The 12,012-nt window shown below is 39.5% G+C and carries 13 protein-coding genes; 10 read left to right on the top strand and 3 right to left on the bottom strand.

Features of this window, described 5'->3' with window-relative positions; translation table 11 throughout:
• The first annotated feature begins 120 nt into the window (after positions 1-120).
• The 4 genes from AC2CZC_RS24175 (at position 121) to AC2CZC_RS24160 (ending at position 3,705) form a co-directional block, all read left to right on the top strand.
• Entirely contained in the window at positions 121-882 is a 762-nt protein-coding gene (locus tag AC2CZC_RS24175; protein WP_484585773.1) for an acyl-CoA desaturase, read from the top strand.
• A 467-nt stretch (positions 883-1,349) separates the two neighbouring features.
• Positions 1,350-1,859 carry a phosphoribosyl-AMP cyclohydrolase gene (locus tag AC2CZC_RS24170; protein ID WP_196760633.1) on the top strand — a complete coding sequence of 170 codons (510 nt, stop codon included), beginning with the start codon at positions 1,350-1,352 and terminating at the stop codon, positions 1,857-1,859.
• A 292-nt stretch (positions 1,860-2,151) separates the two neighbouring features.
• A complete protein-coding gene (locus AC2CZC_RS24165; RefSeq protein WP_484584945.1) occupies positions 2,152-2,967 on the top strand; it encodes a DUF4437 domain-containing protein in 816 nt (271 codons plus the stop codon).
• A gap of 255 nt (positions 2,968-3,222) precedes the next feature.
• Positions 3,223-3,705 carry a helix-turn-helix domain-containing protein gene (locus AC2CZC_RS24160; RefSeq protein ID WP_484584944.1) on the top strand — a complete coding sequence of 161 codons (483 nt, stop codon included), beginning with the start codon at positions 3,223-3,225 and terminating at the stop codon, positions 3,703-3,705.
• Positions 3,706-3,811: 106 nt separating this feature from the next.
• Here the strand turns inward: AC2CZC_RS24160 and AC2CZC_RS24155 are convergent, their stop codons facing one another.
• A complete protein-coding gene (locus AC2CZC_RS24155) occupies positions 3,812-4,879 on the bottom strand; it encodes an esterase-like activity of phytase family protein (RefSeq protein WP_484584943.1) in 1,068 nt (355 codons plus the stop codon).
• A gap of 553 nt (positions 4,880-5,432) precedes the next feature.
• Here AC2CZC_RS24155 and AC2CZC_RS24150 point away from each other — a divergent pair.
• Positions 5,433-6,179, top strand: coding sequence for a CPBP family intramembrane glutamic endopeptidase (locus AC2CZC_RS24150; protein ID WP_484584942.1), 747 nt, complete (start codon positions 5,433-5,435; stop codon positions 6,177-6,179).
• 10 nt (positions 6,180-6,189) lie between these two features.
• Here the strand turns inward: AC2CZC_RS24150 and AC2CZC_RS24145 are convergent, their stop codons facing one another.
• Positions 6,190-6,888 carry an ArsR/SmtB family transcription factor gene (locus AC2CZC_RS24145; RefSeq protein WP_484584941.1) on the bottom strand — a complete coding sequence of 233 codons (699 nt, stop codon included), beginning with the start codon at positions 6,886-6,888 and terminating at the stop codon, positions 6,190-6,192.
• A gap of 84 nt (positions 6,889-6,972) precedes the next feature.
• Here AC2CZC_RS24145 and AC2CZC_RS24140 point away from each other — a divergent pair, with 84 nt between their 5' ends.
• The 3 genes from AC2CZC_RS24140 to AC2CZC_RS24130 are packed head-to-tail and all read left to right on the top strand — an operon-like array spanning position 6,973 to position 8,282.
• Complete coding sequence (locus tag AC2CZC_RS24140) at positions 6,973-7,305, top strand: NIPSNAP family protein (protein WP_484584940.1); 333 nt, start codon at positions 6,973-6,975, stop codon at positions 7,303-7,305.
• 1 nt (position 7,306) lies between these two features.
• On the top strand, positions 7,307-7,633 hold the full coding sequence (locus tag AC2CZC_RS24135; protein WP_484584939.1) for an antibiotic biosynthesis monooxygenase family protein: 327 nt from the start codon (positions 7,307-7,309) through the stop codon (positions 7,631-7,633).
• Positions 7,623-8,282: a DUF6058 family natural product biosynthesis protein gene (locus AC2CZC_RS24130; protein ID WP_484584938.1), complete on the top strand. Its 660-nt coding sequence runs from the start codon at positions 7,623-7,625 to the stop codon at positions 8,280-8,282. Before AC2CZC_RS24135 ends, AC2CZC_RS24130 begins: the two co-directional genes overlap by 11 nt.
• Positions 8,283-8,353: 71 nt before the next feature.
• Here AC2CZC_RS24130 and AC2CZC_RS24125 read toward each other — a convergent pair whose 3' ends face one another.
• A complete protein-coding gene (locus tag AC2CZC_RS24125) occupies positions 8,354-9,706 on the bottom strand; it encodes a M24 family metallopeptidase (RefSeq protein WP_484584937.1) in 1,353 nt (450 codons plus the stop codon).
• 530 nt (positions 9,707-10,236) lie between these two features.
• Here AC2CZC_RS24125 and AC2CZC_RS24120 point away from each other — a divergent pair.
• Together AC2CZC_RS24120 and AC2CZC_RS24115 are read left to right on the top strand one after the other, a co-directional pair.
• A complete protein-coding gene (locus AC2CZC_RS24120; RefSeq protein ID WP_484584936.1) occupies positions 10,237-10,626 on the top strand; it encodes a hypothetical protein in 390 nt (129 codons plus the stop codon).
• Between the two features lie 13 nt (positions 10,627-10,639).
• Complete coding sequence (locus tag AC2CZC_RS24115) at positions 10,640-11,632, top strand: hypothetical protein (protein WP_484584935.1); 993 nt, start codon at positions 10,640-10,642, stop codon at positions 11,630-11,632.
• Positions 11,633-12,012: the final 380 nt, after the last annotated feature.

Raw genomic sequence — 12,012 nt, 5'->3', positions numbered from 1 at the left:
TGGTTTCTGACGCACCTAGCATTAACCCTTTTTATTGCCCCTTTTGTTATCTCACTTTCTTCAGTTCTTATCTTTATTATGCTTACAGCCACGACATTATGCTTTGGACATTCTCTAGGGATGCATCGATTGCTTATTCATCGTGCATATGAGTGCCCTAAATGGATGGAGTATCTATTTGTCTATTTCGGTGTGTTAGTCGGTATGGCAGGCCCCATAGGTATGATGATCCAACATGATCTTAGAGATTGGGCGCAAAGACAAAAGGCATGCCATGATTACTTATTGCATGGTTCAACGATGATAAAAGACGCTTGGTGGCAACTTAATTGCGACCTTGTCTTAAATAACCCGCCTAATTTTGAAATAGAAGAGCGCGTATCTCAAAGTCGGTTTTATCAATTGCTCGAAAAAACTTGGATGTTTCAGCAGTTAATTTTAGCCCTGCCTTTATATATTTATGGCGAGTTAGCTTGGCTCGTATGGGGTGTATCAGTAAGGATTGTCATATCTGTTGGTGGCCATTGGTTGATTGGGTATTTTGCGCACAATCAAGGTGATAAAACTTGGGAAGTTGAAGGAGCCGCAGTACAAGGGCATAACATCAGGATGGCTGGTTTTTTGTCGATGGGGGAGGCGTGGCACAACAATCACCATGCTTACCCGGGATCTGCCATGTTAGGACTTTATAAGGATGAACCGGATCCCGGTTGGTGGGTGTTAAACGCTTTGCATAACCTTGGGGTCGTAAAAAACATCAAATTACCTAAGCAGTTACCTGTGCGTGCTGAGTTAGTGACTGTGTCTAAAAATATGGCACAGCGAGTTGAGCGAGTCCCACAAGATTGTAAAGTCGCTCAGTTTCTTCGTAAAGATACTTAACCAGCTACCGCATTGACTGAATTAGGGCTTTATGATTTCCAATAGATGGATCTAAAACAAGTAAGCGTATTATTAGTTGTTCAACCCTTGCTCCATTGTTTTTATTATAGGTGATCTACCTCATGGCTTTATAGCTTAAGCTGTTAATCTTTAATGAGCTTACTTGCTGATGCCTGCCATAACAGAGCAACCAAGATGAATCTTTTTTATATAATTTTGTAGAGTTTTTTCTCCATTTCTTTATTCGAATCCACTAATCGTGAAACTTTGTAATATTACACAAAGTTAATTGTTATATAACTTATTTTTAACGACAATGGTTGGGCCTTTTACTGTAGTCCTTTTGAGCGAGGAATTGGTACTCGCATTAGGGTAATAGGTTTAACGAGCCCTTAAAATTGATTGCACATATTGTGATCAGGTTTAACTAGCGATAAAAAATAAAGAACATTCAAAAGGAGAGTTTCATGATTAAGTTAGCTGCATTATCTCTAGCAATTGCGTCATTGGTGTCTGTGGGTGCGCAAGCTGCGCCAATTACAACCGTTGAAGTAGAAGCTGCGCAAAAAGGCTGGGGTGAGGGGATCGTAAAAATTGGTCAAGCGAAAAACCCGAAAAAAGCGGCAGTTAAGCACCTAGAGCAGTTTTATGCATTTAATGACGGTCAGGTATTATTTAAGCCGACTTTGGCGTCAGTTGATCAATTTAGAGGCACTCAAAAAGAGGCATTGTCTTACTTCGTAGGTCAAGATTTGGCGGAAGATAAAGGCTTTGCATTGGCCCCTTATGTTAAGGTTCGTTGGGAAAATGAAGGGATCATCACAGATGGTGACTCAGCTATGTCGATGGGTAATTACTACTTTACGAAGAAAAATGGTGAAGAAATCAAAGTAGAGTATTCATTTGGTTATATCAAAGATAAAGAGGGTAATGTAAAGATTAACCTTCACCACTCTTCACTTCCTTTCAAGCTATAAACGGCTGATTAGTGCTGTCTAATATCTGTTTCATACAGGCATTAGACAGTTATCTTGTTCATCAACTTTTGTGCAGCTTAACCTATTAATTCCTTCAGTTTGGCTTTTATCAAAATTAAAAACACAAAATAGAGTGAGTTAAGTACACGCTAAGCATAGCGCTCAGCATTGATTTGCTATGCGTGTGGTTATTATCTATCTTTTTTTGAAAGTGTTTATAGTGTTTATGCGCTTATCCCACGCTGAGGTTTACCATAAGATAGCTGCACTAAAGTCAATGCTAGGTAGTTTTATGCGATCAGTTTTTTCAGTTTTATTCAGTTTTTCATTTATATTGCTGCCTCTTGGACTTTCAGCGAGTGCGCGCGTGTCAGAGGTTGTTATTACAGAGAACTTAGAGCGGGGATATCTTAATCCGCTTCGGGGTAAGTTGAGCCCTGGTGCAGTGAATTTATGGGGGGATAGAACACAAGATACTGCGACAGGTATGTTGGTGCGTTTTAACAAAGGGTTTGAGTCCCCACCGCATATTCATAATATCCTGTATCGTGGCGTGGTCATTGATGGACTATTGCACAATGATGATCCGAGTGCTGAAAAAATGTGGATGCCCAAAGGGTCGTTTTGGACTCAGCCAGCCGGCGAGTCGCACATAACCGCCGCAAACGGTCATACCAATATGATTTATCTTGAAATTGATTCAGGTCCTTACTTGGTAAAACCTTCTAAACAAGCGTTTAATAGTGGTGAAGTGCCTCTTAACCTGCATAAAAACAATATTGTCTGGTCTGATCAACAAACGATAAAGCACATTAAAACGACTGGGGTAGAGCACGCTTTCCTGTGGGGCAGTTATGCAGCCACGAGAGGGGTGATGATTAAGCTCCCTGCAAAATTTAGTGGCGTGATAGCGAGTAAAGCCAATGAGTTTAGGGCTGTATTGATTGCTGGCGGAGTTGCATATCAGTCTATCGAACAAACGAAGATCACGCTTAGCAAAGGGAGTTACTTTGGGTCTACCACTGAGTTTCAGCATGTTATAACGAACAATGGTGACGAAGATGCCATTTTTTACATTCGAACAAACGGTCAATTTGAAGTTTATTGACGGGGAGTCCACTGAAGCGAACAGTACTTTGTAAGTCTAAGCGCTAAGCTTTTACTGTTCCAAAAATGATTGAAAATCTCTAGCCGTGCGTCTTAAGAGCCACTAATCGGTTTTTTCATATAATACACTCTATTTCATAGGGTTGTCGCTTTTGTGTCAGGACAATGTCGCGATGACGGCAGGCCTCTGTCAGGACAAGTTTTACTTACAGTTTGTATCATAACCTTTTATTATCATGTTAAAGGATGGTCAAAAATGAGTCAGGATGTGAAGCTGAGCAAAGAAAAAATCTATAAGTTGCGTATGGCCAAATGTTGGAGCCAAGATGAACTCGCTGCTGCGAGCGGGTTAAGTGTACGGACTATTCAACGAGTGGAAAAAACGGGTGCTTCATCGTTAGAAACCACAAAAGCACTGGCGTCTGTTTTTGAGGTTTCACCGGTCGCACTTCAGGTCTCAAATCGAGTCGAAAACATTACTTTTAGATTTATATGTAAATACGCATGGCTCTTGGCATTTGCTGGTGCAAGTCTATTCTTTGGGCTGTGGATTATTGATATTCTAATTCCGACACTCAAAGGTGCTGACTTTAACCAACAGTATGAAATGCATGGCAACTTTAGATATTTAGATTTTGGCGGAGTGTGCTTTATAGCTGGCTTTGTGTTGCTCGGGTTGAACATACTCTATGACTTTTTAAGTCAAAAGAGGTTACTTAATAGCAGCGATAAAGAGTAAGGCAATAGCATAGCCTAAAGACAGAATCGTTTTGTCAGAGAGCTTATGATTTGCCAGAAAAGTTAAGTTGCTCATTCTTGCCTGACAAATCATTTGTTCATTCGACTTATTTGATATTCACTTCAAACAATAAAATCTGACTAAGCTGCTTACCGTGAATATTGAAATTATTGTCAGACACCATTAATAAGCTTGGGTTTCCATTTGAAAGCTGAGGGCCAAATGTCATGCCTTCTAAATTATCGATATGTTTTGAACCCAGTTGGTGTTTGATTGACTCCATATCCAATACCAAGGTTTTTTTCGCAGCTTGATATTGACCTGTTTTTAATGATGCTAGCTGCGATGTATCAGTTGCACCTTTGATATCAATGAGGAAAATACTAACGCTATTTCCGCCGTCAGGAATACCAGCGGTGTAAGAGCGCTCCATGGTCAAGAATTGATGCTCATTGATTTGTAAAATTTCGACAAGGCCAGTTGTGCGAAATGCATCAGGCTTTGCTTCAGGTCGATTAACCATAGGCTCTAGGAAGTAAGCAAATTGTTTTTGCATTTGTTTTGAAGCAAAATCAAAATAAGAAATACGTAGCATACTGCCATGCTTGACCGTTGCTTTTTTACCATCTTGTTTAAGCGGGCCTTCCATTGATACCCACATCCCTTTTCCTGAAGGTGCAATTGTGAGCCCTTCGAATACGGCATTATGCCTAGGGCCTGACAACTTATTGATACTAAACATGTCTGGTAGTTCAAACTGAGTCAGCCCAGCGCTTGTTTGCAAAAACACAGCTGGTGCTTTGTTGTATTTTATACTGCCCTCACTACTCCAAGCGATACCGCCATCATTTGGCAGTGCTCTCAGGCTTTCGGGATCTGCAACAAGGGATGGGTTATGTTTATCAATGAGTTGGACAGACTTTTCAAACCTTACATCTTTAAATTTGTTTGCTTTGATTTGAATACTTGCGCTGAAGTACCTTGGTTTGTCAGCATCATCCGCTATCATCAAAAATTTGCCATCGGCGTATTCGATACTTGATAAGCCACCTACAGTGTCTCCATCGACCTTTAAGTCTGCAGGTACAATGAACTCATCTAAATAGGAGAGCTCAATCGTGGTTGAGTGAGCAAAAAAAGGGGCGAACAAAGCCAAGAATAAATAATTGCGCATAATGTTTTATCAACAAAGGAAATAGAACCGAGGAATATACGCGGGTAACGTGAAGTTTGCATCACAAAACGAATAAAAAATTAGCTGATTTACACTTTTTCACTGAAAGAGGTCGTTATTGCTCGTTGGATATTGTATTAGCGGAAGAAAAAAGTGCTATTGGGTAACATAACCTTTGTTGAGCGAGCTAACTTATATCAGGCGCGATTTAATCTTAAGTTTGAAGGAAACAGTAGGACATGGCTTAATTGTGAAAAGCTTGTTGTGACTTGTTGAGTTTCTTTGATTAAATTTTTAATTATTTTACATTGCAGTCTATTACTTTGTATCAAAATCAGATACGGTTATTTATTATCAAGTCATTTACAACAGAAGCACGAATAAATCCCCACCACATGTTTTTTCATATTTACTCCGCCAGACTCATTGTGTGGTAGGGGCAAAGCGGTATATTGAAACGTTTTTTTACTGTTTTAAATGTAATGAGATGCAAAAAATATGTTTGGAATGAAACTTTTATGTCGTCGCTGAGAAAGAGCAAGGAGTATTTTTGATGCCTGATTTTTTTGTATCGCTTTTCATGAATATTGCGATAGTTTCATGTTTATTGTTTGGCTTATCGCAGTTTAAGTTATGCAAATTTAATGTTCGCTGGGCTGGTGTATTCCTAACACTTGTAACCCTCTACTTTTTTGCGCTCTTTTATGGAAAATACTTTATCCCATTACGTGAATATATACCTGGGTTGCAATGGAATTGGTCAGGTAAATTATCAGCTATTATTCTTTGGGTTTTAACGCTTATTGTTTTGATACGTTGCAAATTAGGGTTTGCATTAAATCAGGCCGGTTTTACTTTAAAGCAAGCAAAAGGATCTGTCATACCCGCATTAATTGTGATCAGTTTCAGTATATTGTTTCATATTTTCATGAGAATTATAATTGGTGATGGTCCTGAATATGATTATGAAGAGCTTGCGTATCAAGCTCTTATGCCTGGGTTAGATGAAGAGCCTATGTTTAGAGGCGTTTTATTGTATATCCTCTCTTTAGCTATAATATCAGGGCGCATTAATACTTTTGGTGCCGAGATAAATATCGCAGGAGTAGCTATTGTTATCTTGTTTGGTTTATTACATGGCCTTTCTTATAGTGATGGCGGTGTTGCTTTTTCTGCTTTGAATACTTTACTGACAGGGTTTTACGGGTTTATATTCTTGTGGCTCAGAGAGCGAACAGGTAGTCTGCTAATGCCTATTTTTTCTCATAATGCAATTAACTTGATCGGGCAGTTTTTTTAAGTAAGCATAGCTAAAGCCTCTTTTTCTGGATATCAGGATTTATTAAAAATGTGTTGTGGAAAGATTTCAGCCCTTTGACCGAAAATGCAATAGCACGACTATCTAAGTCTCTTTCTGCCCATTGTTTTTCAAATATGAAATCCAATATCAACTTTCCTAAACTGCCAGCCAAGTGGTTTCTTCTTTCACTCCAATCTAGGCAGGATTTACAAATAGGTCGATTCGCTTTTTCAAGGGCTGCTACATCAACGCCTAAGCTAGCAAGGTGCTTTTTACCTTTTTCAGTGAGTACAGACTGCTCCCCCATATCTTGAAGCATGCCCTCAGATACCAATGCGTCATAGAGCTTAACGCCCAACTCACCAGCTAAGTGGTCGTAACAGACTCTTGCAAATTGCAACCTAGGATCACTTGGGCCTGTTGTTGTCTGTGGTTTGGATAGGGAGGTGATAACCAATAGCTGCTCTAGCATCACAGCAATGTGTTGCCCTTTTAATTGAAAATACTTATGACGGCCTTGCTTTCGAACTTGCAATAGCTCGCCATCGACTAATTTACCCAAGTGACTACTGGCTGTTTGCGCAGTGATCTCTGCTTCAATTGATAGCTCGGTTGCAGTCAAAGCTTTTCCACCCATTAGGGCCATTAACATTTTTGAGCGAGCAGGATCTGCAATTAACCCAGCGACAAGAGAGATATTTGGTTCCATAACTTCTTAATAGTTCGATGTGCATCGAAGCATAACATTTTCAAAACGTTAGACTGCCTCAAAACAATAAAGGAAGCAAATCCAATGTATATGACCTGTTTTATAGAATACGAAATCGACCCAAGTAAATTAGCGCAGTTTAATCAATACTCGAAAAATTGGGGTGAGATTATTCCGAGATTGGGGGGTGAGTTGATTGGCTACTTTATGCCTTACGAAGGGGACAATAAGCGAGCTTATGGGCTGATTGCATTTGCCAGCCTTGCAGATTACGAAGCCTACCGCCTCAGATTAAGCGCTGATGAACAAGCTCAAACAAACTTTGAATTTGCGCTACAAGAAAGTTTTATTTTGCACGAAAGACGCTACTTTCTCAGTGGGGTTGAGAGCACTTTAAGGCAAATTGGAGCCATGTAAGATGATTGCAGTTATATTTGAAGTCACTCTCAAACCAGAGGGAAAAGAGGCCTATTTTGATATTGCGGCCGAGCTTAAAAACCTGCTTGTTAAGCAAACAGGTTTTATTTCGATTGAACGCTTTGTCAACGTTTCTGACTCGGATCGCTATTTATCTTTATCATTTTGGAATAACAAAGAGGCGCTTTTAGTCTGGAGAGACCAATTTGAACACAAGCGTGCTCAATATATAGGCAAATCTGAGCTGTTTTTGGATTTTAGATTACGTGTTGCTAATGTCATCAGAGATTATGATATGAATAATATGAAGGCTTCAAATGCGGTCTAAAATGCAGAGCACGGCGTGCAATTTGGCTCTGATTAAGTATTTAACGGAGTACTTTTATACCGGTTCAGAATTATTGAACCGCAGTAATGTGTCAGAGTCTGAGGTCATTCAGCTGCAAATGCGCTCTATCATGCCAAAAGCGTCTTACAAATTAGCTATGTCACTCACGTGTCATTCTTATTTTGGCAGCCAGGCTGGTCAACAGCTGGTGTATTTTTACCCCAAAGCATACGCAGGCTGGCTAAAAAAGTGCGTTGGTTATGATACACAGCAAGAAGCATTAACTGAATTTTCTCGGTTATTCTATCAAGCAAAAGACAAATTATCAGAAGATATGTTTTGGTTGGATGACAATAAAATCATGATTGCATTTGATGAATTTATTGCGCAGCAGTGGCCGCACTTTTTAGCAGGCACCTATGGTGTGTGTACGAAAAGGGGGTTGCCGTTTGATATTTTAAGTAAAGAATTGGCGGTGACAACCATCCGTACTTTACTGGATAAAACATCTTTATCTGTCACGGAACAAGCGCATTTGTCGCGAGCAGTGCGTTGTTTAAAAAAGGTGGGGAGTCAATTTGCGCCGCACGAGCGTGCCTTGTCTCAACAGCATCAATTATTAGCGCGGTTAGAAAGTTTATCTTTTTAAGGTTTGTGAATAAAACATAAAGCCACATAAAGTGGCTTTATGTTTGTCGTTAAAAAGACTTGGTTAAACCTTTATCTAATTAAATGCCATTTGGTTTGTCTACCGGCCAAATACCAAACTTGTTTACCATCAAACACTGCGTCTTGTTCTAGTTTGACTTGGATCCATTGGTTATCCCATTCTGGCAACTGCACCTTAATGTTGCCTTCAATTGCATAAACTGTATTTGGATATAGCTTCCAGTCACCTTGAATTGGGGTTGGACCTTGGTTATCCCACATACCAATTGTGGGGCCCGGAGCATGGCCTACAAAACCCAGAGGGTGCGTGTAAGTACTACTGATAATATTAGCAGCTTGGCTATCTTTGATGGTCTCGGCCAAAATTTGATTACCCGTTAGCCCAGTTTTAAAGTTGTCTGTGAGGATATCTTGCCAGCGATTGCCCACCGACATCGCATTTTTCAGTCCTTTTGGCACATCAGTTTCATTGAGCTTTAAAACGTAGCCCATCTCTTGCGTATCGGTACATTGATTTAAGTAACATATGCCAACATCGGTATGAATAATGTCTCCAGGCAATATAACGCGATTGTATTTGCCCATAAACATTTCATCTTTTGGTGGATTATCACCACGGCGCTGAATATTCACATAAGGTTGGAACCAAGGTCGCAACTGCAACTCTTCAAAACGTTCACGAAGATACCACTCAACATCTGTTGTTGTGGTGACGCCCGGGGTGATCACTTTATTCGAGAATGCTTCCGCTATCACGCGTCTTGCTATGGTAACAGCCTGTGGATAGACGTTAAGCTCTTTTTCACTTCTTGTTTCTAGCCATCTAATTACCAGGTTTTCTGCACTCACCAAGCGTTTTTCATATTTTCTAGGTAAATACTTTTTCAGTTGATTATGCAGGCCAACACTTAAGCCATCAGCTAATGCCCAATCTTCACTGATGTTTATACCAATGCGTTTTGGATCTTTCTCAGCAATCACCTCAGCTAGGCGCTGCCATTGCTCTTCTTTGCTGCCGCCTTTCCAGACAGTAGGGTATAGATCCCCAATTGGATAGCGGCTAACACTGAATCGCTCTACGCTGCCATCTGGCTTTTTAGAGAACACTAATAAGGTTGTGCGTCTTGCTGCAAAAGTGGGCTGTGGCACAAGTGTATAAAACAACTTATCTTCACCATATTCACGATTAATGACGAGCCACATGTCTAAATCGGCTTCATCCATGAGCTTTGGTAATAGATTGTCGAGCCTATCTGTGACCATATGATTTATCGGCTCTACGCGCTCTTTAAAGCTGAGGATATCGGGTAGCTCTGTTACTTCGCGCCCTTGTGTAAATTCTTGTGCAGACAATGACGTGCTTAGGCCTAATATGGCCCCAAATAGTCCAAAAAACTTGTGCATAATGGTCCTACTGTTTATTTGCTTATATAGAACTTAAAGGTCCGCATGAATTAGCTTACCTAAAAGATCGAGTATTTATTGTTAGTAAGGGCTTGAAATAGTATGGCAATGTGTATTTAACAGCAACCTAAATGCTACGAATTGCACCTAAGCAATTTTTTCACAATTAACAGAGAGTGAAAATAATGATATGGATAATATAAGCCTGCCTTTTAGTCATTATTCATAATGGTTTAAATAGACTGGCTTAATTGTGACTTGTAATTAAGTACTTGGTTGCAATAGAAATAGGTTTTAATCATTTGAACTTGCCATGTGAGTAGTGATAAAGCATTGATTAAATTGCTTATCTTTTGTTTTTTTATTGATTGGTACTGATGTTGTTTATAAAATAAAAACGCTTCAAAAAAGTCGTCTATTTATCAGATAAATAAAGTTTTATCTGTAGGCTATAGATAAGCAAATTGCTTTTATCAAGCTAAAATGAAAGGCGCGATATTTATGTAAATTAATGACAAAGGAGAATAGTTATGGGTTGGCACTTTGACCAAATAGTACTGCAAAACCCAACGGGGTTGGGGGGGAGTGAAAATAATCCAGTGATCCTAGGGGACGAAGTTACGCTTACATTGCCTCTTGAAAAAGTGAGTGGTAGTCCAATTGAGCAAAAAGAAGTGGATAATATCAATGCTTTGGAAATAGAAGAAAGTACTATTTATATCCATAATCTCGCGCCTTCACCTATTAAAGCGCAGAAGAAAGAGAGTAAAGCTATTCTGAATAATGATGAGTGTAATGTTGTAGTAACTATGCGTATTCCTACAGATGCAAATCTTACAGAGGGTGTAAAACAAGCTTCTCTTCAGATAATGTCAGAAGATGGTCAGGTAGCAGATACTGCCATTTTTGTAGTGAATTAAGCAGGCTATTCGCGTGGACTATAGCTTACAAGAAGCCGTTGCAGATATAGTTGAACAAGAATCTTCAGTACAGTTGTCGTCTCATATATATGAGATGATAACTGAGATTATATCACTTTTTGAAGCGGTATGGTTATCGAGTATTTTTGAAGTTCGATTGGCAGAAAGCGATACAAGAACAGATTTTTTAGTAGAGATACATAGTAGTGATATAGAAAAGTTTTATGAGCAATGTTTAAAGTATAAAAACTCTGACAATACGACTATAAAAGATATTAAAAAGATCTCTGAGCGGTTATATACCAAGAAAGACTGCGTTGAAGATGCTGTTATTTGGTTTGAATGTGACATGATTGATGATGAAACCCAAACTACTTTGGTTACAGCGTCAATAGACCCTAACCTAAGGAACAACTTTTTAAAAAAGAACGTCAGTACTCAACAGTCTTGGCAAGACTTTGTGAAAACAATGGGTCTTATTAGTGATATGCCAATTACGGCAAATCTAGAGTCTAGTTTTAAACGATGTGCTGATGCGTTGCCATTTAGGTATAACATCAGCCATATAGCACCTCTCGGCCCAAGAGGTGAGAGTGGCATTAGGTTGACATTATATTTACCCCCACCAAAGATTATTCCATGGCTTCAAAAAGTCGGTTGGAGCGGCTCAATGTCAGATGTGGAAACCCTCTTCACACTTGCTGGGGATGAATGGCCTTTAATAGGGATACAGATTGAGATCAATGAGCAGGTTGAAAATTACATTGGCTTTGAATTAATGGCTGGGAGTGGGCAGAAAAAGCTTGAAGCGCTAGAAAAAACATTATTGAGATTGCAAAAAAGTGAGCTTTTCGATTCTGCAAGAGTGAATACCGCACTTCATTGGAATGATTACAACGTACATCCAAAAGAAGAGGGACTTAGAAAAGACACAAATCTAAAACTTGTTGTCAAAGAGGCGGGTAAAGTTGAAGCAAAGGTTTACTTGGGAACCAATAAAAAATAACTCGCGTTATTTTTCGGGTTTTTGCGCATAACAAGCCTGTGCTTCATACTTGCTCTTTATGCTTTAATCACGACCTCAATGTGTTGGCTGTTGAAGATGTGGTTATTTAACTTTCGGCCTTGAGAAAGCTAAAAACGATCAACATCGGTTTTAGCCAGAGAAAGCTCGTGATAACCAGTCAAAAGCTGACTCTTAAAGGTTAGGATGCTGATGATTTTAAGTAAAAGGCCTATTTCGGAGTCACGTGATTGTTCTTCTTAATTCAAGCAGCTTTCCATTGTCACTTTGAAACCCTTCTTGGTTAATGGCTTGGTACATCAGCCTATAAGCTTCACAGCCGTATAAAACCCTGCATTGGCAGGTTATATACGACAAGGTTG

The organism is Pseudoalteromonas sp. MMG033 (assembly GCF_057197785.1).
This window is presented reverse-complemented; position numbering and strand designations above follow the sequence as displayed.